Annotated in this window: 15 protein-coding genes; 7 read left to right on the top strand and 8 right to left on the bottom strand. The window is 69.4% G+C overall.

Going from position 1 to position 23,399, the window contains the following annotated elements; translation table 11 throughout:
- Positions 1-118 precede the first annotated feature (118 nt).
- Positions 119-1,705: a CBS domain-containing protein gene (locus ACGFZA_RS37170; RefSeq protein WP_393685029.1), complete on the top strand. Its 1,587-nt coding sequence runs from the start codon at positions 119-121 to the stop codon at positions 1,703-1,705.
- Between the two features lie 437 nt (positions 1,706-2,142).
- On the opposite strand, the gene ACGFZA_RS37165 is transcribed toward ACGFZA_RS37170, so the two are convergent.
- The 4 genes from ACGFZA_RS37165 to ACGFZA_RS37150 are packed head-to-tail and all read right to left on the bottom strand — an operon-like array spanning position 2,143 to position 11,149.
- Positions 2,143-4,911 carry a pPIWI_RE module domain-containing protein gene (locus ACGFZA_RS37165; RefSeq protein ID WP_393685027.1) on the bottom strand — a complete coding sequence of 923 codons (2,769 nt, stop codon included), beginning with the start codon at positions 4,909-4,911 and terminating at the stop codon, positions 2,143-2,145.
- A gap of 31 nt (positions 4,912-4,942) precedes the next feature.
- On the bottom strand, positions 4,943-8,452 hold the full coding sequence (locus ACGFZA_RS37160; protein WP_393685025.1) for a hypothetical protein: 3,510 nt from the start codon (positions 8,450-8,452) through the stop codon (positions 4,943-4,945).
- Positions 8,445-9,530 carry a hypothetical protein gene (locus ACGFZA_RS37155; RefSeq protein ID WP_393685023.1) on the bottom strand — a complete coding sequence of 362 codons (1,086 nt, stop codon included), beginning with the start codon at positions 9,528-9,530 and terminating at the stop codon, positions 8,445-8,447. Before ACGFZA_RS37155 ends, ACGFZA_RS37160 begins: the two co-directional genes overlap by 8 nt.
- 56 nt (positions 9,531-9,586) lie before the next feature.
- On the bottom strand, positions 9,587-11,149 hold the full coding sequence (locus ACGFZA_RS37150; RefSeq protein WP_393685021.1) for a PD-(D/E)XK nuclease family protein: 1,563 nt from the start codon (positions 11,147-11,149) through the stop codon (positions 9,587-9,589).
- Between the two features lie 39 nt (positions 11,150-11,188).
- Between ACGFZA_RS37150 and ACGFZA_RS37145 the strand changes: the two genes are divergently transcribed.
- Positions 11,189-12,091, top strand: coding sequence for a serine/threonine protein kinase (locus ACGFZA_RS37145; protein ID WP_393685019.1), 903 nt, complete (start codon positions 11,189-11,191; stop codon positions 12,089-12,091).
- Positions 12,092-12,121: 30 nt separating this feature from the next.
- Here the strand turns inward: ACGFZA_RS37145 and ACGFZA_RS37140 are convergent, their stop codons facing one another.
- Positions 12,122-14,857 carry a tetratricopeptide repeat protein gene (locus tag ACGFZA_RS37140; protein WP_393685017.1) on the bottom strand — a complete coding sequence of 912 codons (2,736 nt, stop codon included), beginning with the start codon at positions 14,855-14,857 and terminating at the stop codon, positions 12,122-12,124.
- A gap of 269 nt (positions 14,858-15,126) precedes the next feature.
- On the opposite strand from ACGFZA_RS37140, the gene ACGFZA_RS37135 reads away from it, so the two are divergent.
- The 3 genes from ACGFZA_RS37135 to ACGFZA_RS37125 all read left to right on the top strand — a co-directional run bounded on the left by ACGFZA_RS37135 (position 15,127) and on the right by ACGFZA_RS37125 (position 16,629).
- Positions 15,127-15,285, top strand: a complete 159-nt coding sequence (locus ACGFZA_RS37135; RefSeq protein WP_389216335.1) for a hypothetical protein — start codon at positions 15,127-15,129, stop codon at positions 15,283-15,285.
- Positions 15,286-15,589: 304 nt separating this feature from the next.
- Positions 15,590-16,357: a hypothetical protein gene (locus ACGFZA_RS37130; protein WP_393685014.1), complete on the top strand. Its 768-nt coding sequence runs from the start codon at positions 15,590-15,592 to the stop codon at positions 16,355-16,357.
- Between the two features lie 35 nt (positions 16,358-16,392).
- On the top strand, positions 16,393-16,629 hold the full coding sequence (locus tag ACGFZA_RS37125; protein WP_393685117.1) for a helix-turn-helix domain-containing protein: 237 nt from the start codon (positions 16,393-16,395) through the stop codon (positions 16,627-16,629).
- A gap of 464 nt (positions 16,630-17,093) precedes the next feature.
- On the opposite strand, the gene ACGFZA_RS37120 is transcribed toward ACGFZA_RS37125, so the two are convergent.
- The 3 genes from ACGFZA_RS37120 to ACGFZA_RS37110 form a co-directional block, all read right to left on the bottom strand.
- Positions 17,094-17,561, bottom strand: a complete 468-nt coding sequence (locus ACGFZA_RS37120; RefSeq protein WP_393685012.1) for a hypothetical protein — start codon at positions 17,559-17,561, stop codon at positions 17,094-17,096.
- Positions 17,562-17,888: 327 nt separating this feature from the next.
- Positions 17,889-19,322: a class I SAM-dependent RNA methyltransferase gene (locus ACGFZA_RS37115; protein WP_393685010.1), complete on the bottom strand. Its 1,434-nt coding sequence runs from the start codon at positions 19,320-19,322 to the stop codon at positions 17,889-17,891.
- Between the two features lie 155 nt (positions 19,323-19,477).
- A complete protein-coding gene (locus ACGFZA_RS37110) occupies positions 19,478-21,526 on the bottom strand; it encodes an APC family permease (RefSeq protein WP_385285591.1) in 2,049 nt (682 codons plus the stop codon).
- Positions 21,527-21,935: 409 nt separating this feature from the next.
- On the opposite strand from ACGFZA_RS37110, the gene ACGFZA_RS37105 reads away from it, so the two are divergent.
- Together ACGFZA_RS37105 and ACGFZA_RS37100 are read left to right on the top strand one after the other, a co-directional pair.
- Entirely contained in the window at positions 21,936-22,604 is a 669-nt protein-coding gene (locus tag ACGFZA_RS37105) for a TrkA family potassium uptake protein (protein WP_311309792.1), read from the top strand.
- Positions 22,604-23,281 (top strand): TrkA family potassium uptake protein, encoded by a 678-nt coding sequence (locus ACGFZA_RS37100; protein WP_148021383.1) that lies wholly within the window; start codon positions 22,604-22,606, stop codon positions 23,279-23,281. The genes ACGFZA_RS37105 and ACGFZA_RS37100 overlap by 1 nt, the downstream gene beginning before the upstream one ends.
- Positions 23,282-23,399 lie beyond the last annotated feature (118 nt).

Below are 23,399 nucleotides of genomic sequence, written 5' to 3'. Positions count from 1 at the left end.
CCGCTGGGCAGCCGCAGTGGCGCGAATATGCCCCTGCCGGGACGGGCGGTCCCCACCTGGCCTACAGTCGCGCTACCCGGTCGGGACGATCGAGTCATGTTCTTCAGGGGAGGGCCGCATGCGGGCCTGGGTGGTACGTGCAGGGGAGAACGGCGAACGGGAACAAGCCGCTCTGGGGGAAGGCGTACTGATCGCCGGCTGGTGGGAACTCGGCGATCTGGCCGACGCCGCCACGCGGGACGACATCAAGGCGGCCGTGGCCGCCGCGTATCCCGACGAGGGTCCCTACACCGTGGGGAACTGGACCGGGCAGCTGTTCCGGTTCGTCCACGAGATCCGGCCCGGGGACCTCGTTGTCCTCCCCCAGAAGTCGATGCTCGTGGCAATCGGACGTGTGTCGGGTGGTTACGAGCACCGCGCGGGCGCAACGGACGGGGTCCGCCATGTCAGGCGCGTCGACTGGCTCGTCAAGGATGTCGACCGCCAGTCGATCCAGTCGGATCTCCAGGACAGTATGGGATCCCTGCTGACGGTCTTCGAGCTCAGCCGTTTCGGCGCGGCCGAACGCATAGCCGCCCTCTCCGAGGGGAAGCCGGACCCGGGCCGGCCGGACGCCGACGAGTTCGCCGCAACACTGACCGAGCCGGCCAAGCTCTTCGAGGAGGTCCGCCGCAGGAGCGCGGCCGAACCACTCACCCTGTCCGTGCGGGACTTTCTCGCCGTCTGGGGCCTCCAGCGCCGTTACCCGGCAGCCGTCGAACAGATTCAGAACGACCTGGACACCCGTGGGCTCGTCACCGTACCGCCCTTCACGGAGGGCAGCCTCGACAGCCAGATCGCAGTCGTAGCGGGCGGTGCGGAGCCGGACGAGGCGGGTACGAGCGCCGTCAGTCGCCTCACCGGCTCGACAAGCCTTTCGGCCGTGGTCCAGAGCGTGGCGGACGCCGCGGGTCACCTGGCGGAGGAGGACCTGCGGGCGCGCACCGTCGCGTACCGGGTGAGCAACCTCGATTCGGCCAACCGCATGCCGGAGTGCGTACGGGTCGGGGACAGTCTCCGGTCCGCGATGACACTCATGGTCCTGCGCGACTACAGCCAACTGCCCGTCCTCGACGCGGACGGGCGGCTGCGCGGGGTGGTCAGTTGGGAGTCGATCGGACGTGCCCACATGGCCGATCCCGGCGCCGATCTCTCCGCCGCCACGGTACGGGCGCAGGAGGCGGACCGCTCCGACGACCTGCTCGACTGGCTCGTGACCATCCAGAAATCGGGCTATGTCCTGGTGCGCGATCACGACCACAAGGTGTGCGGCCTGATCACCGACTCCGACCTCACCGTGCAATTCGGCACTCGGGTACGCCCGTTCGTGCTCGTGGAGGAAATCGAGCAGCGCCTGCGGCGCATCGTGGACCGCAGCATTCCGATCGAGCGCATCCGTGCCGTCGTGCCCAAGCACCGCGCCTCCCGCGTCAACTCAGCCGCCAACCTGACGTTCGGCGCGTACGGTCACCTGCTCAAGGTGCCCGAAAACTGGTCGGCTCTGGGATGGGCCATCGACCAGGAGCACTTCCTCTCCGCACTCGAGGAATGCCGGAACTTCCGCAACGGCCTTATGCACTTCAGTCCCGATCCCGTCACCGATGACCAACTGCAGCCCGCTCAGGGGCTGCTCGGGCTGCTGCGCTCCATGGATCCGCGCAGCTGACCGGCGCGTCAACAGGTGGCGCGGACTGTGGCGCCCGGCGCGTGCGCCACCTTGCAAGGGAGGTGTGCTGGGACAACGCAATAGAGCGACTGCCGCGTTGCGGGCTCGCCCGGACGCTTCGAAGGATCACAGGTCAGATGCCCTTCGCGACCGGCTCAAGGATCGCAACACACTCGACATGATGCGTCATCGGAGGCATGTCACCCGGGTAAACTCAGAGAAAACCGCAGGTCAGGTCCGTCCCTCGTCTCCGTCTTGGGGCCACCAGGTGCGAAGAGCGTCAAACGAGCGTCACGGCGGACGCCCAGTGATCCCGGCAAGGAGTGCACCAGACGCCGTCCCCGTGGTCAGGTTCAAGCTTCGGCGCTCACACGAGGGAATTGTTGACCCTTATAAGCGTCGATCGTTTGGGACGCCCCATTCAGGCGGCACCTCGCTCAGGAAGCGGATGACGCACTCCCCGCTGACTTCGTTCCGGCCACCGGAAGCACGTACTCACCGGCGAGACGCGCCCAGTGCAGCGGGAGAGGCCGGGCGAGCGGCGGATAGTCGTCGTGGTAGCGCAGCTGGTGCGTGAGCGTCGCCCACTCCGCCGGCCGGTCGGGCGGGTCACCCGCACGCCCCGAGTCCGTCAGCGCATTCTCCGACAGACAGCCGAGCACGGTGATCTCCAGTTGCCCGGGGTTCCACGCGGTCTTCCCGGGCGCTGTCCGGCCCTGCGCCGTGGGCACCAGCTTCATAAGCCCCTTCGGCAGTTTCGCCACCGTGTGCGGCTTCGATGCTGTACTCGCGAAGACACGGCCCCCCGTATCCGCCGTCCCCCACACACCCTCGGCGAAGCCGACCCCGTCCTCGGTGTCGTGGGCGTACCACTCCGCCACTTCACCCCGGGCGTTGGCGTCCCGTACGAGCAGCACCCGCAGGTCGTGGCCGTACAGCGTGTGCCGCTGGGCGGGTTCGGCCCCGAAGCCGAGCGTGTCGCGGTCCAGTGCACCGTTGCGCAGGCCAGGCCAGCACTGGCGCAGATTGCCGGCGTCCGCCAGCAGCAGCGTCGGGCGGTCGCGGAGCTGGAAGAGCAGTGCCCGGATCTGCCGCTCGGTCTCCCGCTGCCTGTCCTGCTCCACGCCCGGGCGGGCAGCGGGCCGGGATCCTTCCGGGGCTGCCGAGGCATCGACGAGCTTCCCCCTGCCGGTCTCCTTCCCGCCGCTCGCCGCCGGTTCCCGTGCCTGGGAGAGCAGCAGCAACAGCTTCGGATACGGCACCCATTCGGCTCGTTCTGCGTCCCACCCCTCGATGACGCCCGGTCCGTCCCCGGGGCGCACCCGCACCGCCACCAGCCGGTGGACGGGGCATCGCGTGGGTCCCTTCCTGGTGTGGCGTACGAGCCAGAGCGCCGCGTATTGGAGGTCGCCCGGAATGCCGGCTCCCACCCTATGGGCGGGCGGGCTGATCGCGCCCAGCTGCCGGAAGGCGTCCAGCCAGGTCCACCTGGCCCGGTGTTCCAGAGCGCTGTCGGTGTCGTCGGGCGAGTTCACGAACTGGGTCAGCCGTCCCTGCCGTGCCCAGGCGATGCGCAGCGCGTGCTTGGGGTCGGAGTCCGGGACGGCGGCAAAGCGCTCCTTGCCGGCGATCTCCGTGATCACGACTCCGGCCCCGCCGAGGAGCGGGTCCGCCCGGTCTGCCACGAGCCCGCAGCGCCCTTCGATGGCCTCGGCCAGCCGGACGGCCCTGAGGCGCCCGCGGGCTCGGGTGGTCGGCAGGGCGTCGGCCAAGAGTCCCGCGGGCCGGGCCCGGACGCGGATGTCGACCCCCTCGCACTGCCACTGCCAGGTCTCCCCGTCGGCCGACTTAACTTGCTGCCCGGCGGGAAGACCAATGAGCTTGGGCAGCTCGGCGAGCAGCGCCGCACGGGTTTCCGGGGACTGCCAGAAGACGTCGATCTCCAGAGGGCGGCCGTTCAGTGCGCGTGTCAGCGCCGCCCGCCGTTGCAGAGCCAGCTGGGCGTCGCGGACGCCCGGGACGCGTCCGGCGCCGGAACGGGGCAGCAGGGAGGGTGTGTTGCTCCGGGAGACGCGTGTGAGGTCGGGGACCCGGGTCAGCAGGGGGCGCAGCCCTTCCTCGATCCAGGCGTCCAGATCGGCCCGCTCCCGTGGCATCAGCCCGGGTCCGACCTCGTGCGGGCCGATCGACGGGTGGTAGACAATGCCGGCGGCCACGTCCCCGGAACCGTTGATCCAGCGTTCGGGGTCGGAGAAGAGCGATTCGGGCCGGGGATAGTTGCGCACGATGTCCAGCTCGGGCACGAGCGGTGCGGGGCTGTGCCGGCGCCATGCCAGTTCCTTCGACCGCCGGTCGTAGCCCAGCGTGTTCACCATCAGCCGGTGGCCCCGGTCCGGCCCTTCCGGCCACGGCAGTGGAGCGTCGAGCAGGACGGTCGTACCGCCGAGCTGGTGGGGGCGTACGTCCAGTCGGGTGGCCCACCGGCGTACCTGGGTGGACACATGGACGCGGAACCTCGGGGCGAACGGCACGGTGTGGACGGTGATGGTGAGGCAGGCCGAGTAGTACCAGGTCTGTCGTCGGCGCTCGTATCGCTGAGGCGGCCAGGAGACAAGTCGCGCGCCGTCACCCGAGCTCTCGACGCGGAAGTGGAGTGTGGTACCGCCCGTGCGGAACGCCCGGGCGGCCAGCCGGAAGGCGATCCACTCGGGCAGCAGGCTGTAGAGCCGCGCGGCGGGTTCGGCGGTTCCGCCCGCCGAGAGCACGCTCTCGGCGAGATCGACCGGTTCCGTCTCCCAGTGGGGCAGACGTACCGTCTCGGCCGGGTCACCGGAGCGGAGCCTCTCCTCGAAATCGGCGCCCTCCGAGTCGTCGTCCTCCCGGTGCATGCCCGCCGCCCAAGCTCCTACCACCGGGGCCAGCACGTCCGGCGGGACGGCTTCCCGCGCGTAGAGCCACGGCAGACGGCCATCCGTCCCGGCGTTGCGGCCGGTAGCGATGACGCCTGGCGCCATCGCCTGGAGCAGGGAGTTGAGCCTGCGCACGGGGAGCCGGTGAGGGTGGACGGAGTTCTTGTCCGCCTCGGCATACATCCCGGTGAGCTCGGCGTGCAGGTCCTCGCCGAGCCGCAGCACTTTCATCTCCTCCCGCCAGGGTCCGTGGAGCGGGTCGGGTTCGTAGGCCGCGACGCGAATGTGGTGGTACACGGAATTACCTCCTGGGACAGGGGTTCGGCGCTTACGCGTGGGCGGGTACGGCGGCGAGCAGGCGGGTGAGCATGCTGCGCAGTGGCGCGTACAGGGCGCGGACGATGAACTGCTCCTCCGCGGTCGTCGTGCCGCCGTCGAAATACGGGTCCAGGACGGCGAGGACGCTGTGCAGCAGACTGGATTCGGGGGTGTCGGGCCGCGCCGGTACGGCGCCGCGGTTGGGGGCGAAGGCGGCGTCGACGAAGACCACCCGGGCCGGTACGCCACCGCGTACCAGTCGCCCGATCACCTGCCACAACAGGACCAGCATGTCCCAGGTGACCTGTTCCCGTACATCGTCGTCGAGACGGCTCCACGCCATCGAACGGGCGAGTACCTGGTACCAGTACGAACGGGCGAGGCGGCGGAACTCCTCCGCTCCTTCTTCGACGGTGGGTTGTCCCTGTACCAGGGTGGCGAAGTCACCGCCGGTGACGGCGCGGACGACCCAGTCGTTGACTGCATTGACGGCCAGGTGGAGGTCCTCTGGGTGCGGATGGGGCCGTGCCAGGAAGTAGACCGTGCCGATGGCCGCCTCGTCGTCCTCGTTGAGGATGTTGTGGCCGCGTTCCAGCGCGAGCAGGGGCGCCACCAGGATGTCCGCCTCGAGGTCCTTCAGGTGCTCGACGTCGCCCCGGCGCAGTGATCGGGCGTGGTAGGCGGACGGCGCCTCGTCCTCCGCGGTGATCTCCTCGTCGTCCGACACCAGGCACAGCACCTTGTTGCGCCAGCGGACGTTGAGGTTGTGCAGTGTGTCGGCCACCACACGTGCCTCGGCATAGCTGCCGACCAGCAGAAGGATCTGGTCGCGCCCTGGAGGAAGAGAGAGCAACTCCTGCTGAAGCGGACCACCTTCAGTGACCTCATACTCGTCTCCGCCCTCACCTAGATAGCACGCGATGCGGCGCAACTTCTCCGGGCGGTCGTCCGGATGGGTTCCCGACATGCGCAGTTTCTCGTCGCCGTCGTCGATGAACTCGAAGCGCATGGAGCTCTCGTTGGCGATGCGTTCGGTCACCTCGACCGACGGTTCGATGACCACACCGACCGGGACGCAGACGTGGTAGCGGCTGGACGCGCCCGCCCAGCTGCTGCCCGACATGAGCAGCAAGTGGGCACCGGGCCGTCGGTCTACGGAGGTGAGATCGGGGATGGCGCGCAGCAGCTCACGTCCGACGCCGCTGCACCGGAAGAAGGTCAGTTCACCGCTGCGGACTCCGCCCTTGTCCTCACCCGGGACCCGGAACTGGAAGCCGAGCACATTGCCCATCGGGGCCTCGGGCACCATCGGACCGTAGTCGAGCGGCCGGCGGTACATCGTGTTGAAGCCGAGGCTGAGGGCGGCCTCGACGCGGGGCCACATGGCGTTGATCATGGCGAGCCGCGGTTCCAGGGCGCTGAGCAATAGTGTGAACTCGAAGCGCTCCGCGAGTCGCTTCCGCCATTCCTCGGGAGTCTGGGGCGGAGGCTTGGGCTTCCTGCGGCGTCCGCACTTCTTGTCCTGTTTCTCCTCCTCGCGCCGCCACTCGTCGTACGTCTCTTGGTACTTCCGCTGCCGGGCAGCCATGTACTTCGGGTCGATGGCGAAGACCTCGTCCATGACCTCGGTGAGGCGGCGCCGAGTGTTCTCCGGGTTGCCGGTGTGGAGCAGTTCGTTGAGGAGAGCGGTCAGCCGGCTGAAGTCCTCCTCCGTCCTGCGGTGACGGTCACCGAAGGGGTTGTCCCGGAACGCGTCGAGCAGTTTCCCGAGAGCCTCACGGGGGGCGTGGTGAGAGTGGTCTTGACCGCTGTCGTCGGGGAGTTCGTAGCGTTCGTCGAGGAGCCCCAGCTGGAGCCTCCAGGCGCTGAAGTAGCCCGTCCGCACCCACTTGCGCAGCTCGTACCCGGCAACGAGCATCGCGTACAATCGATCGGTGGCCGCGCCTGCGGTGTTGAGGGCGGCGGCGAAGGTCTCGACGTCCCGCTCGGAGAGCTGGATGCGTCCGCCGGCCGCGAGTTCCCGGATCTTGTGCCGGCTCAGCTGGTCGATGAGGCCCTTGTCCTCATCGCTGGCGAGGACCACGGCGGGTGCGAAAGTCCGGTCGAGCTGCATCTGGACACGGTCGACCTCGTCGATGATCACGAGGTCACTACGGCGGCAGGCGAGTTCGAGAAAGCGGATGCGCTCGCCGTTCTGAGGGCGGGGCGGCGAGGCGTCGATCAGCCCGGCCGGCGTGGCCACCCAGATCAGGGCGCCGACCAGGGTGCGAGCTCCGTGGTGACGGGGACAGGCGGACCAGTACGGGCAGCTCGTCACCCTCTTCTGCCACTCGGAGTGTCGTCCGTCGCTCGGGTCACTCCGCAGGGCCGAGGGGGGCCGGAGCCGGGAGCAGGGTGCCTCGCCGTAGGCGAGTGGTTCGGTCGTCAACTTGGCGCCCTGCCGTCTGACGTTGAGCAGGCAGGACGTGCCGAGGTAGGCGAAGGCGGGGTCATCGTGGGCGAGCAGTCGGTGCTCGCCCCGGCCCGCCAGCCGGCGGTGCAGCCGCTGGGCGTGCCGCTCACGGCCGGAGGAACCGAGCACGGGTGCGGCACCCCCATCGGTGTAGAGGTCGTAGAGCCGGACGAGCTTCAGCACCTCCGCGACATCAGTGACGACGATGGTGGTGCGCTTGCCTAGTTTGGCGAGATGGACGGCGATGATGTCGCGCAGTGTGCTCTTGCCGGCGCCGACGATGCCGAGCAGGTGCTGGATGCCGTCGACCGTGAAGGCGAAGTCCTCGTCCTTCCTCGCCTTGTGGAAGGTTCCGTTCGACTTGGTGGACAGGTCGAACGACCGTAGCCGCTCCAGCCACCGTGGTGCCCGGCCCTTGCCGGAGCGAGCGTGCTGGGCGTCCATCTCCGCCGCCGTGCGCTCCAGGTTCTGCCTGGTGAAGATCAGGGGCTCGCCGCCGCCGGCCGGTTCCAGGTCCATGTCGTGGGCGACGAGGGGGATGCGGGGGACCGGCTGCAGGTCGACGACGGCCATGGTGCGATTGACGGGGAAGGCGTGCGGGCCCTGACCCGCGACCCGCAGGCGCCTGCCCGCCAGCGGCGGTGCGGCACGCAGCAGTTGTTCGTAGACGGAGAAGCGGTCGCCGGCGACGGAGAGGTCGCGGCGGGCAGCGAATGTCTCGGCGTCCGGTACGTCGTAGGCGCGCGCCCTGGCGTCGAACCTCTGGTAGGTGTCCAGCGCCTCGAGCCAGGTACGGCTCCGGCGCAGCGTCCACAGCGAGTACCTGGCGATACGGAGGGTCTTCTCCGCATCGGGTGGCAGCGGTGCCCGGTGCGCCTCGGCGAACCCGTACCCGCTGAACAGCACCCAGGCGCTGCCCGCGGGGCTGCCCGGCATCATCTTCTGCTGGAGGTACAGGCCGAGTTCGACCTGGCAGAGGGCTTCCAGCGCGGGCTGGGGCACGGAGTACCCCAGAAATGCTTTGAGCGCGTTGAACACGTCGGTCAAGGGCGGGGTGAGGCTACGCATCGTCCTTCTCCTCTCGCCGGGCCCGTCCCAGGTCGGGCACGAGATCCGTGGGGGTGGTGAGCACCAGCCGGTTCCGCAGGAGCGCGGGAAGGGCGCCGGTGAAGGCCTGCCGGTAGCCATCCCGTCCGGCGAGCGCGTCGGGGACCACGACGAGGGTGCGGTCCGCGAGGGGTGTGTTGTCGGTGAGATGGGCTGCGAGGAGCGCCGGCTGCAGGCGGTCGTACACCTGGATGTCCACGATGCGGGGGCCGGTGTCCCTGAGCCGGTAGGCGGGCAGAAGACCGGCCAGGGTCTCGTACACGACTTCGGCGCGCTCCAGTGCCTCCCGCGCGGCTTCGCCGGTGCGGTGCGGCAGTACGAGGTACCACCGCAGCGAGCGCTGCAGGATCCACGCCTGGTCCGGCTCACGGATGAGCCGCGGAGAGGCATCGCGCGGGCAGTCCTCCCCCTCACACCAGACTTCCGCGCCGGTGCCGGACGGTCCGGGTACGGGCACAGCACTGTCCCGGGGCAGCGCGGGGAGCCCGCACGAGGGGCAGTACAGAAAACCTCCGTCGACGAGCAGGAACTCGGGCAACGGGCCGTAGAGGTTCTTGACCCGGCTCCAGACCGCCCTGTTCCAACCCGGCGCGAAGCGGTCCTGCTGGTGGACGACCGGGTGACGCGCCAGGAACGCCCTGCACTGCCGGTAGCGCTCCTCCGTTCCACTCCGCGCGTGCAGGTCCCCGAGGAGCGCGCGGGCGTGTGCCGCCACGCCTCCGTCCGGTCCGTGCGAGGCCACCTCGAGACACGACCGGGTCGGCATCCGGCCGACCCGGTGCACCAGCGTCGTGCCCGGCAAAACCAGGGAGGAGGGGACGGCGAAGAGTGGGTCGTCGGACGGCCTGGTCCGGCACCACTCCCACAGCTCCGGAAGACTCCTCGGCGATGCCTCCCCCGCATCGAGGCAGCGCATCACCGTGTGGTCCAGCGCCCGCTGGGCGAGGCCGGGATAGGGCAGGGTGAAGGAGCGGAGCCCTTGGACCTCGGAGAGGGCCGCCACCATGCGGGCGAGTTCGCCGAAGAGGTCACTGCCCACGCCCTCGGGCGCCTCGCCTGCGTCCGGCCGATCGGCCCGGCCGGCTGACCCCGCCCTCATGCCGCGGCCTCGCTGACGGACGACGCCGTGCACCAGCGGGCCACTTCGCACCGCTCGCAGGAACGTCCGGGCCGGGCGGCGTACTGGTCGTCCCCGTGCCAGTCGGCCACCATCGCCCGTAGTACCTTCTCGGCGGTGACCCGATTGGCCGGGGCGAAGGGATCGATGATCTCCAGGTCGGCGCCGCCGGGGCGCAGCACCTCCAGCTCGACCCGCGCGCGGAACGGATCACCGCCCAGGTCGCCGCGGGCGATCAGCACGACGGCCAAGGCCAACTGCGGATAGCGCTCCAGAAGGGGGCGGTCGGACCGCCGATCGGTGACGGAGGTCTTGGTCTCGCGCCACACCCATGACCCGGCATCCCGGTAGAGCAGGTCGGGCGCGGCCAGGACCACCACGTCGGCGGCTGTGTCGTGCCGCACCACCCGGGGCTCGGTCCGCACATCCGTACCGTCCCCGACGTACCGCAGCGGACAGACCGCGGCGTGCCGCCGCAACAGCAGGGCGCCGAGTGCGCGTTCGTGTGCGGGCAGATCGAATCCCTCCGGTACCCACTCCTTCGAGACCTCGACCGTGCAGGGCCGAGGCGATCCGTGGGCGTGCCGTTCGGCGAGGTAGGCGTGCAGCGCCCGGCCGCGCTCGGCCGTCACCGCGCGTTCGACGGAATCCGCCGTGGGCAGGTGCAGCCGGCGCATATGGTCACGTGCCGGGCAGGCTCGGTAGGCCCGCCCGTTGGTGACCGACCAGGTGCGGCGGGGCCGGTCGTGCGCCTCGATGCCCAGCAGTCCGGGCGCTGTACGCAGGGCCGGGCACACCGACAGGTAGGGGCATCCGCCACAGGCGGACCCCGGGCGGTATTCCCGTCCGTCCAGTACGCCGGCCAGGGCAGCGGGGCCGTGTTCGCGGTACCGGGCGCGCGCCTCTTCCCGGCTGCCCGCGAAGAGTTCCCGCGTACGGCCGTCGAAGAGCGCGAACTCCACGATCCGTACGTGCTCCGGCGGTGGTCCGGGGGCGCCCTCGGCCAGCACCAGGGCGACGGCCGCAGTGAACCCGTCGGGCGGCAGGTCCCGCAGGCGGTGCACGGGCAGACGAAGCTCGCGGTAGGCACCGTCGGGGGAGGCCAGGCAGCGGCCCCACACGGTGAGGCGGTACTCCTGGGCATCGCGCGGGTCGGGACCGGTCGGCCGGTAGCGGTACGTCCACGCCTCGGGCATCTCGTGCAGGGGGCGTTCCGGGTCGAGGGGAAAGGCCGCCTCGTACAACGTCACGCCGTGCTCCGACCAGGTCCGCAGGCCGTCGTGCAAGGGTCCGGTACGCGTCCGGGGCGGGTGGCCGGCAGGTCCCGAACGGATGTCACAGGCAGCCATGAAGGGGCCCAGAGCGAAGTGCTCCACCCGTTCACGGCGGCGCGGTACGGGGTCGGTGGTGTGGTATCCGCGGGTCTTGAGAGCGTCAGCGGCGGGGCATCGGAACTCTCCCCCCTTGAACATTCCGGCGGATACCGTGATGACGTCGGACGTGCGGGTCACCCCGTCGGGGGGCAGCCATGGCTGTGACATTTCATGCTCCATTTCCGAACGGAGGAAAGGTGGATGACCGTGAGGGAGATCGAGGAGGTCGGCGCGGTGGAGAGGCGCTACGAAGTGCTGGACATGGTCGGCGACGGCGGCCAAGGCGACCTTTTCCTCGGGCGTGACCGCAACAGCGGGCAGAAGGTGGCGTTGAAGCTTCAGAAGGCCCGAGACCTCGGACCCGAGAGCGATTTCCACTGGGCCGGCGATGAACTCCTCAAAGAGGGATCACGCATGATGATGCTGACGGGAATCCAGGCGATTCCCGAGGTCATCGCCACGGGGACACACCGGCGACGCCGGTGCCTGGTCATGGAATTTGTCGAAGGGCACCAATTGCAGAAGGTCCTGTCGGCGGCCCTGCCCGTTAAGGATCCTGGGACCGTTGCGGCCGTCATCGGCCAACTGTGCGAAATCCTGGCCGAAGTCCACGACCGGAATCTGGTGCACTGCGATCTCAAGCCCGAGAACGTCATCGTGCAGCCGGACGGCCGTCTCCGGCTCATTGACATGGGCCACGCGGTCGTGGCGGATCAGAAGACGGAATACGCACGCGGTACGCGCGGCTGGGCCTCCCCGGAGCAGTCCGACGCTTGCCCGTCAGGTCTGGCGCGGCAAGCGGACATCTTCGCACTCGGCTGCATCCTGTTGGAGATGACCGTGATGCGCCTTCCCTACGGCGGACAGGACGAGCGGGCGGAAGAGGGCACCCCGGTACTGCCGGACGACCGGCTCGCCAAGCTGCCCCCGGAGTTCGCCTCCCTGGCGCTGTGGATGGTCCGGTGGAAGGTGGCGGAACGCCCCGCGGATGTCCGTGAGGTGTTCGATCGGCTCCGCTGCTACCTACCCCGGCTCGGCTCGCAACGGCCATCGAAGCCCCTGCGCCCGGACCCGACCGAGTACTACCGCACGCATCCGCCCCGGCTTTGACGGTGAGCCGACGGCCGCCGACCGGGCAGGTCACCTCAGCCCTTCCAGCCGCTCTCGGACCCCCCGCATCCCCTCACCGTCCATCCGCTCACGCAGCGCGATGACTCTCTCCAGCTCCCGCACCGCCGCGTCGGTGTCGCCGGCGGACACCAGGACATCAGCGAAGAGCATCCGTACCTTGTCCTCGTTGGGCCAGTTCTCCTGTTCGCGGTAGATGTCGGAGGCCTGCCGGTACAGGGTGATGGCCTCGTCTCGTTCGGAACGGGCCAGGTGCACCTTGGCCAGGGTGAACAGCACATCGGCCAGGCCGCTGCGCTCCGGCGTACGCTCCACCACGCCCAGGGCGTCGGCGCACCGACGGAGCGCCTGCTCGTGCTCCCCCCGGTCGAGGTCGATCACGCCGAGGACGTTCAGAACAGCCGCCTCCCCGACCCTGTCGGACAGCTCCCTGCACAACTCCAGTGCGCGGCCGAGCGCTTCCTCCGCTCCCGTCCGGTCGTCCTGCTTGCGCAGGGTGAGTCCGAGCCGGTGCAGCGTACGGGCCAGACTCAGCCGGCCTTCCGTGCTGCGGTCCTCCTCGCTGAGCCGGACGGCCCTGCGCAGGTTGCCCACAGCCAAGTCGTACTCACCGAGCCGCCAGTGGGTCCCTGCCAGCGACCGGTAGACCATGGCGCAATCGACCGGGCCGGCGACGGTTTCCGCCGCCTCGGCGGCGTACCGGAGGTTCTGCCTCGCATCATCGAGCAGGCGACGGCGCCACTGGTAAATGACCAGGGACATCGGAAGCAGCCACACGTACCGGTCGATACGCCGATTGATCGCTAAGCGAATGCCTCGCTGGACGGCTGGGTACTCCTCGTCCAGGAACGCCATCGCCTCCGCGAGGTCCGCGGGGTCGGTGACCCTGACCGCTCCGGGCTCGCCGGTGGGCAGGGTGCGTTCGCGGTCGAGCACCCGGTCGCAGGCTCGGACGTTGTGCAACTGGTGTTCCAGCACCTGCCGTACGGTCGCCCGCTCGATCTCCGCCTTCTCTTCGTCCGACACCGGCCGCACGTGCCGAAGGGCGAAGGCCCGCACGAGGTCGTGCAGCCCGTAGCGGTCGCCGTGATGTTCGACGAGGTTCGCCGCCACGAGGTCCACCAGGGCCCGGTCGGTACGCGTCCCTTCGTCCACTGCCCGTCCCAGATTCATCACCGCCTCCCAGGAAGCGCTGGGCCCGGGGTGGACAGCGAGCTGCCACAGCAGCAGTCGGGATTCCTCATTCAGCACGCGCACGGAGCAGTTGAGTGCTGCGCGGACCGACAGTTCATGCTCGGGCAGGTCCAGGGTGTCCAACATCGCCCGCTTCCGCTCCTCCTTCATCTCTTGCACCAGGAGAGGGAGGGTGCGCAGCGGACGCGCACCGCCTTCCAGGAGCCGGGCCACCACCACAAGGGCCAGCGGCAGTCGGCCACAGAGGTCGACAAGTTCACTGAAGGCCACAGCGTGCTTGGCCCGGTCCTCGGCCGACACTTTCTCCTGGAGCACCTCCAGCGCGTCCGCCGCGTGCAGCGGCTCCATCTTGCGGAACAGCACCTTTCTCTCGGACTGCAGCCGCAAGAGGTCATTACGACTGGTGACGATCACGGCGCAGGTACCGTCTCCGGGAAGCAGCGGCAGCACCTGCTGGGCGCTGAGCGCGTCGTCGAGGACGATGAGCACCGACCGGTGGGCCAGCGCCGACCGGAACGCGTTGCTCCTGCTCTCCGTTCCGGTCACCGTGGTGTAGGGCGGCAGAGCGGCCAGAAAACCGTCCAGGACCTCGTCCGGTTCGGCGGGCCGCACGTCTCCGTCGGCGAATCCGTTCAGTTCGCCGCGCAGCACCCCGTCGGGAAACCGCTCCCGTAGCCGACCGGCGAGGTTCTCGGCCACCGTGGTCTTCCCGACACCCGCCATGCCGCTGATCAGGACCAGCGCCAGATTGCCGGCATCCTGTTCCTCGCACACGGCCTCGAAGAGGTCGCCGATCAGCTCGTCCTGCCCGATCGGCTTGCGCCTGCCGCCGGGCAACTGGTCGGGAACGGGAGGCAGAAGCACCCCACCCGGTCGGCGGCTCTCTCCCCGAACCTGGTCAATGGCGCTCTGTACATCGACATCCGCTCTTCCGTTGCGCTTTTCCCACCTCTCGATGAGCCGCTCACGATGGGACTCCGACAGGTCTGCGTGGGCGAGCAGGTAGAACCGGAAGATCTGGGGCAATTCCGGCGCGCGTTTGAACCATTTCTCCGTCTCCTCGCGCAGCCATTTGACCTCCCTGGACTTGTAGGCTGCGTCCAGCCGCGCGTACACGGCGGCCATCAACTCGGCCCGTAGCCCCTCCCGACGCAAGTGGAAGCCGGTCTCGGACAGTCCGTGCAGCGGTTCGTCCTCGCCGTCCCACTCCTCCAAGGCCGCGCCGAGCAGCTCGAACTGCGCTTTGCAGGTCAGTCCCTCAGCCTGCTTCACCTTTTCGCGAAAACGGAGCAGGTCGATGTCTCCCACCGGCACGCGGAGCGTGCAGTAACCCGACTTGCCGCTATGGGGCACGGACTCCTGTCCCAGCCGCTTCCGCAGGTCGGCGACGACGCGGTTAACCAGATCGCCGACGTCCTCGACGCCCTCCCAGAGGACTTCGGCTATGTCCTTCCTCCTGCATCGGCAGCCTGGCGAGGTCACCAGGAGCGCGAACAGGGCCGCCACCTTCGACCCTTCGACCACCCTCCTGCCGCCGTCTCCTTCGGCTCGCACCGGGCCCAGCACACACCCCTCCATCGCCCTCTCCCTCACCGCACCGCAGTCAGCGATCCGGCCCCTCGCCGGCGCTCCTTCATCTGTGCGCCGCGCTGTGCCGCTTCACACGCGCTTGCTTCTTCACGCCCCCCGGGGACTCAGTTATCCCTCAGTTTTCGCTCTGCGGCCCCGCTTCACCCCCGGGCACGATGGCACCAGCCGCTCGCCGAAGCACGAAACGGCGGCTTAGTCATCCATCAACTCATCAGAGAGGAACCGCGAATCCGATGAACAACCGTCAGCGCAACCGCCGCGCAGCCCGTCTGCGCCAGTCCCCCGACTGGCCGCCGAGCCGCCGCCGGCGGGCGGCCGTCCAAAGCGAGGACGCCACCCCGGCGACCCCGCCCACCGAGGCGCCGGACACCTCGCCCTCCGAGACCGCCTGAGCGCAACAGTTCGTGGGTGCCCGTTCTGCACGGGCACCCACCAGCCTCGCGAACTTCGTCACCGGCGAGCTCTCGGCCTGGCTGCCGCGCTTGTTACACGCTCGTGGCCAAAGGCGGCGTTACCTGGTCGAGAAGACCACTACCGCATGCTCACGCATCAAAGTGAGGCTGGTGGGACTCGTCTCCGCTTGACGCGGATATGAGGCGGTACGCCCCCACTACAGGACCCACCTCGTCCAGCATCTCGGTATCTCCAGCACCTCCGGACTCAGGTTTCCGCAGTCCAAAGAGAGGATATTTCCCTATGTATCCACCGCATAGCAGTGCGTTCGCCTCGGTGAGGCGGCACTTCGACGATCCCCGGACCAATGACGCGACCTTCGTGCTCGTCCCCACGGACGCCGACGAGGCTGATCCGGTCCGGCTGACCGCCGCCGAGACGCACGAGGCGTTGTACGGCCCGGACTCCGACCCGCAGTTCGCCACCGCGGTCTGGAAGGAGGTCATCCGCGCGGCGCAGAGCGACCTGACTCCAGACAGCACGGGGAAACTCCTGGCGATCTGGCTGGCCCTGCCCCGGTTGACCGGGACGGTCCACCGGGTCTGCGCGCGCCTGCGGGCCGACCGGTCGGACGTGGAGGCCGAGATGGTCCTGGCTCTCCTGGAGAAGCTGGCGGATCGGGACGGCGCGAGCTGTCTCACCGACTCCTCCCTGCTGCACGCGGCGCGCGCCAGGGCGTGGCATCTCGCCCGGGAAGGGCTGCGGGAGCTTCCCTCCACCCAGATCGAACGCATCACCGAGGAGCACGCTCTCACTGCGTCCGGCGAGGAGGCGGACGCTCCGGCAGCGGAGAGCCTGGACGTACGGGTCGACCGTCCGGACGGCCCGGACGGGCTGTGCGCACCGCTGCGTTTCCGGGTGCGCCCGGAGCATCTGCGCCGACAGGGAATCTTCATCGACACCGACGACGGGTCGCCGGACTGTTCGGCGGGTCACAGCCCCGGGAAAAGGCGACGGCCCGGGCGCCGCGCGGACACCCGGCCGGTCCGCCCTGCGGGGAGGCGAGGGTGAAGGACCCGGCAGAGGGCCGCCTCAGTTTCACGGAGATGTTCGACCTGCCCGTCGCAGTGGACCTGCGCACGGCGGCCCGAGCACTCGGAATCGGCTCGACGACCGCGTACCGGCTGATCCGCGAACACGAGTTCCCCTGCCCCGTCCTCCGCATCGGACGTAGGTACAGGATTCCGACCAACGAGCTGATGCGTGCCCTGGGCATCGAGGACCGCCCGCTGTACAGCGTGGAGCCGGAAGAGGACACGCACGACCCGAGCGTCGGCTTCTGACGGAAACCACCGTGCTGCTCCGTGGCATCGGCCACGGAGCAGCACGGCCCTGCCTTCTACGACGGGCCGTTCGCCACCGACGTGCGCTGCACAGTTCTCCACGGCTGCTCGGCAATCGGAGGGCGAAGGGATGCCCTCCTTCTTCGCCGAGCGGTTCGGCGGCCGACAGCCCGCGTGCGTCGGCCAGTTCGTGAACCCGCCGGCGATCACCGACCCGAGCTACGGCGAGCAGGCCCGTCAACCCCGAACCTGCCGGTGAGCCGTCGACGCACGCTTCGGCGCCCGCGTCATGATCGCCGCGCCCGGCCGGGGCGCGGATCCTGAACGACCCGGCAGCCCAGCCCTACGCACCGCTCGCCACGACCGCCTTCGAGGGGATGGCCCCGAAGGTCCTCGACGTCGTGGGCACGAAGGACTGGCACCCACCCAATCTTCTCCGACCGGCAGGACTGGGGAAGCGACGCCTACACGGCGCCTCCCGCACCGAGACCAGGTTGGACAACTTCGACGACGCGGAGCACGGGCTGGGCGGCATCCCGGCCTTCGACGTTGCAGAGGCCGCCGACGCGAACCCCGACCGCGTCACCGCCGCACGAGCCCTCGTCCAGGCGCACCTGCGCGCCCGAGTTGCGCCCGCAGAAACCGGGCCACCGCGGTCCACGCATCAGCTCCCACTGCTCCCGGTCCCGCTTCGTGAAGCCGTCGGGCGTGACGTATTGCCCTGGCGCCTTCAGTTTCAGGCGCCCCGATGTCTCCACCGTGCAGTCCGGACGCACCCGGGCCTCGGGCAAGGGATGCTCAGGATGAAGGCGAGGACTCAGCTTCCAGCGCGCCCCGAATGTTTCCACCAGCTTCGCCACCGGCAGGCTGATGGACGCCTCCGTGTCGCTGCCCCGCAGGCACTCCCTGCACTCGGATCCGAAGTCCGCCACGAGAGCCCGTATCCACTACTCCGGCGCCTTGTCCCCCCTCCACGCTGTGGACATGGACGGTGTATACCGCAGACACAACTTGTTGGAGGCGAGAGGACCGGCTCAGTGCGCACGGGGGCGCGAGGGGCACGGACAGCGCGTTCCGTGACCGCTGGGAAAGCAGCGGCGGGTGTTGGTTGGGAAGAGATGCGCATCGCCACGTTGCCGCGAGACCCACGCCAGCCCTTGAACCTGCAGCTCAGAGCGTTCTGCACAAGCGAACCTCAGTCGACGCATTCCGCGAGCGAAAACAGAACGAGCTGACCACGTGAAATGCAGAACGGCAGGTCAGAGGCCCTTCGCGACCGGCTCAAGGATCGCCACGCACTCCACATGATGCGTCATCGGGAACAGATCGAACGCCCGCAGCGTCCGCACCTTGTAGCCGCCCTCGGCGAAGTACGCCAGGTCCCGCGCCAGTGCCGCCGGGTCGCAGGCGACGTACGCGATCTTGCGTGCCCCGAGGCCGGACAGGCGCTTGACGACCTGCTTGCCCGCACCCGCGCGCGGCGGGTCCAGGACGATCAGGTCGCATTCGGTGATGCCCGTGCGGGGCAGGATCTGGTCGACCTTGCCGTGCTCGATGCGGACCCGGTCCAGGTCCTTGAGGTTGTGGCGGGCGTCCTCGACCGCGCGCTTGCCGGACTCGATGCCGAGCACCGCGCCCTTCTCGCCGATGCGCTGGCCGATGGCGCCGGCGAACAGGCCGACACCGCAGTAGAGGTCGAGCGCCGTGTCGTTCTTGCGGGGCAGCAGGCCCTGCATGACCGCGCGGACGAGGGTGTCCGCGGCCTGCGGGTGGACCTGCCAGAAGCCGCCGGAGCCGACGCGGTACGTGCGGTCGTCGGCGCGTTCGCGGACGAAGCCGCGGCCGTGGACGCGGTGCACGCCGCCGTCGCGCTCGTCGACGCGCAGGACCGAGACGGGCTTGTCGAGCTCGACCAGGGGGAGGCGGCCGCCCTCGCGCGGGGTGAGGATGACCTGGCGGTCGTGGGAGCCGGTGGCGGCGATGGCCTCCACGGCGGCCATCTGGGGCCAGTCCTGCTTCTCGATGCCGAGCTCGGTGACCCCGGGCGCGGCGATCATGCACTGGTCGATGATCTCGATGTCGTGCGAGCGGTGCTTGCGCAGGCCGACGCGGCCGTCCTCGTCGATCGCGTACTGGACGCGGGTGCGCCAGGCGGGTACCTCGCCCGGCGGGAGCTTGTCGCCCTCGGCCGGCATGACGGTGCCGTCCCAGCCCGCCTCCTCCGGGGTGAGGCCCGCGAGGCGCTGGAGCTGTTCGGCGATCACTTCGCCCTTGAGCCGGCGCTGGGCGCCCGGCTTCGCGTGCTGCCAGTCGCAGCCGCCGCACTTGCCGGGCCCGGCGAACGGGCACGGGGCCTTCACGCGGTCCTTGGACTCCTCGATGATCCGCACCGCGTCGGCGCGCAGGAAGCGGGAGTCGGTGGCGCCGTCGGTGACCTTGGCGACGACCTTCTCGCCGGGCAGCGTGTGGCGTACGAACAGGACCTGGCCCTCGGCGGTGCGGGCGATGCAGTGGCCGCCGTGGGCGACCGGGCCGACCTCGACCTCGTACTCCTGCCCCACGAGCGATTCGCCGGCCTGCGTCTCCTCGGCCTGCGTGACCCGTGCCTGCGTCTCCTCGGCCTGCGTCACCTGTGTCTGCGCTTCCCCGGCCTGCGATTCCCCGGCCTGCGGCGAAGTGGATTCGTTCTGCATGAGGGGGTGGCTCCAGAGATCAAAGGGAAACAGGGGGAACGAGCGCGAAGGAAAAGCGGCCGGACAACAACCTACGAGTCTACGTGGGTGTCGTCCGGCCGCTTACCAGGAACGGGTGCCGCAGGGACAGGTGCCGCGGGAACGGCTGCCGCGCGTCAGCCCTTGTGCGTCGGCTCCTTGGGCTTGCGCTCCACGGGGCCGCGTCGTACCGCGCCGGGGGCGTTCCAGTCGGCACGCCTGCGGGCCCGCTTCTTGGCCGCCTCGGAGGATTCCAGCTGGTACGGGACCGAGGTGACCATCACTCCGGGGGTGAAGAGCAGCCGGCCCTTGAGCCTGAGGGCGCTCTGGTTGTGCAGCAGGTGCTCGTACCAGTGGCCGACGACGTACTCCGGGATGTAGACGCTCACGACATCGCGCGGGCTCTCCCTGCGCAGCCCCTTGACGTAGTCGATGACCGGGCGGGTCACCTCGCGGTAGGGGGAGTCGAGGATCTTCAGCGGGACGTTGATGCCGCGCCGCTCCCAGTCCTCCTTGAGCGCCTTCGTCTCGGCCGGGTCGACGCTGATCGAGAGCGCCTCCAGATGGTCCGTACGGATGAGCTTGGCGTACGCCAGCGCGCGCAGGGTGGGGCGGTGGAGCTTGGAGACCAGGACGATCGAGTGGACCCGGGAGGGCCGCACGGTCTCGTCGGACGGGGTCTCGTCGGCGGCGATCTCCGCGGCGACCCGGTCGTAGTGCTTACGGATCGCGGTCATCGTGCCGTAGAAGATCACCATGCCGAGCAGGGCGACCCAGGCACCGTGGGTGAACTTGGTGGCGAGGACGACGACGAGCACCAGGCCGGTGAAGAAGGCACCGAAGGTGTTGATCGCGCGGGAGCGGATCATGTGGCGGCGCTTGAGCGGGTCCTTCTCGGAGCGCAGGTGCCGGTTCCAGTGCCGGACCATGCCGGTCTGGCTGAGCGTGAAGGAGACGAACACGCCGACGATGTAGAGCTGGATCAGCCGCGTCGAGTCGGCTCCGTAGATGACGACCAGCAGGATCGCGGCGCCGGCCAGCAGCACGATGCCGTTGGAGAAGGCGAGCCGGTCGCCGCGGGTGTGCAGCTGACGGGGCAGGTAGCGGTCCTGGGCCAGGATCGAGCCGAGGAGCGGGAAGCCGTTGTACGCGGTGTTGGCGGCCAGGAAGAGGACGAGGGCGGTGGCCGCGGCGAGGATCACGAAGAAGAACGTGCCGTCGCCGAAGACCGCGGCCGCGACCTGGGAGATCACCGGGTCCTGGACGAAGGACGAGCCGACCGGGGTGCCGTTGTTGATCAGGTCCTTCGCCGGGTTCTCGGCCATCTTGACGTCGGTGGCCATGGCCAGTCCGATGATGCCGCAGAACATGGTGACGGCCAGCAGGCCCATCGCCGCGAGGGTGGTGGCGGCGTTCTTGCTCTTGGGCTTGCGGAAGGCCGGGACGCCGTTGCTGATCGCCTCGACGCCGGTGAGTGCCGCACAGCCGGAGGAGAAGGCACGCAGCAGCAGGAAGACCAGGGCGAAGCCCGCCAGGCCCTGGTGTTCCGGCTTGATCGTGTATTCCGAGGTGGGGGCGTGCATGGTGTCGCCGAGGACCAGTCCGCGGAAGGCACCCCAGATGATCATGATGAACACGCCGGCCACGAAGAGGTACGTGGGGATGGCGAAGAGCTTGCCGGACTCCTTGACGCCCCGCAGGTTCATCAGCGTCAGCAGCACGATGGCGGCCACGGCGCAGGCCGTCTTGTGCTCGACGACGAAGGGAATGGCGGAGCCGAGGTTCTCGACCCCGGAGGCGATGGACACCGCGACCGTCAGGACGTAGTCGACCAGCAGCGCGCTGGCCACGGTCAGCCCGGCCTTCGGGCCGAGGTTGGTGGTGGCGACCTCGTAGTCACCGCCGCCGCTCGGGTACGCGTGCACGTTCTGCCGGTACGAGGCGACGACCGTGAACATCAGGACCACGACGGCGACCGCGATCCACGGGCTGAAGTGGTACGCCGACACGCCCGCGATGGACAGCACCAGGAGGACTTCTCCGGGTGCGTACGCCACCGAGGACAGCGGGTCGGATGCGAAGACGGGGAGGGCGATGCGCTTCGGGAGGAGCGTCTCCCCCAGTTTGTCGCTGCGCAGGGCCCGGCCGATCAGGATCCGTTTGGGCACGTCGGTCAGTTTGGACACGCTGAGGATCGTAAGGGTTCCGTATGGGAGCAGCCCACGCACCACCCCCATGGCCCCGTAATCTCCTGCACTCGGCAGGAAAAGCCACGAAATCCTTAACGGAATCCTTGCACCGCGGCCGCCCGGAAGCCCTTTCGAACAGCTCCCCGGCACTCTTCGAACAATCTCCGGACGTCCTTCGAACGCGCACCGAAGGACCGTTCGGACACTCCGGGGAACGTCGCCTTTGCCACAGTGCCCCCGAGATGAGCACACTCGAATGAGGCAACGCACCCGGCGCCGCTTAAGCTCATCCTGGGCAACGGGACGAACCGTTGCCCCATTGTTTGCCCGGCCAGCCGAGGAATGAGTATGAGCAGGGTGTTTTCGCAGGTCAGCCGGACGACCAGGACTGCGAGGTAGGCGCAAGGTGCACATCGTCATCATGGGCTGCGGGCGAGTAGGAGCCGCTCTCGCGCAGACCCTGGAGCAGCAGGGGCACACGGTCGCCGTCATCGACCAGGACCCCACGGCGTTCCGGCGCCTCGGATCCGGCTTCGGCGGCCGCCGCGTCACGGGGGTCGGGTTCGACCAGGACACCCTGCGCGAGGCGGGTATCGAAGACGCCGGCGCGTTCGCCGCGGTGAGCAGCGGCGACAACTCGAACATCATCGCGGCCCGCGTGGCACGCGAGATGTTCGGCATCGAGAACGTCGCGGCCAGGATCTACGACCCCCGGCGTGCCGAGGTGTACCAGCGCCTCGGCATCCCCACGGTCGCCACCGTGCGCTGGACCGCGGACCAGATGCTGCGCCGGCTGCTGCCTTCGGGCGCCGAGCCGCTGTGGCGCGATCCGAGCGGAGGTGTGCAGCTCGCCGAGGTGCACACGACGCCGTCCTGGATCGGCCACAAGATCAGCACCCTCCAGGAGGAGACGGGCGTGCGCGTGGCCTTCCTCACCCGGTTGGGCGAAGCGATACTGCCGTCGTCGCAGACGGTGCTGCAGGAGGGCGACCTCGTCCACGTGATGATGCGTACGGACGAGATCGCGAAGGTCGAGGCGGCCTTCGCCGAGGGCCCCGAGGAGGGCGGTCACTGATGCGCGTCGCGATTGCCGGGGCCGGTGCGGTGGGTCGTTCCATCGCGGCCGAGCTGCTGGAGAACGGGCACGAGGTGCTGCTCGTCGACAAGGCGCCGACCGCCATCTCGGTCGAGCGGGTGCCGATGGCCGAGTGGCTGCTGGCGGACGCGTGCGAGATCACCTCGCTGGACGAGGCGGCGTTGCAGCGCTGCAACGTCGTGATCGCGGCGACCGGCGACGACAAGGTGAACCTGGTCGTCTCCCTGCTCGCCAAGACGGAGTACGGCGTGCCGCGCGTCGTCGCCCGGGTGAACAACCCGAAGAACGAGTGGCTGTTCAACGAGTCCTGGGGCGTCGACGTGGCGGTGTCCACCCCGCGTCTGATGTCGGCCCTGGTCGAGGAGGCGGTGAGTGTCGGCGATCTGGTCCGGCTGCTGCGCTTCAGCCACGGGGACGCGAACCTGGTCGAGCTGACGCTGCCGCCGGAGTCGGCGCTGGCGGGCACCCAGGTCGGGGAGGTCGCCTGGCCGGAGGACACCTCGCTGGTCACGATCATCCGCGGGCAGCGGGTGCTGACGCCGAGCACGGAGGAGACCCTGGAGGCCGGGGACGAGCTGCTGTTCGTGGCTGCCCAGGCGCGTGAGGAGCAGCTGGAGGACCTGCTGTCGGTGCGCCAGGGCGATCCGGAGAGCTGAGACGCGAGAAAGGGGGGGGCGGTGGAAACCCGGGGGCGGGGGACCGCCCCCCCATATGGGGGGATTGAGGAGAAAGGGAACCCGGGGCCCAGGCCGGGGGGGGCCCGAACGGGCCGAT

Origin of the sequence: Streptomyces sp. NPDC048211 (genome assembly GCF_043202315.1) — a bacterium.
Lineage (GTDB): Bacteria > Actinomycetota > Actinomycetes > Streptomycetales > Streptomycetaceae > Streptomyces.
The sequence above is the reverse complement of the archived record's forward strand: the minus strand, read 5'-3'. Positions and strand labels throughout refer to the sequence as shown.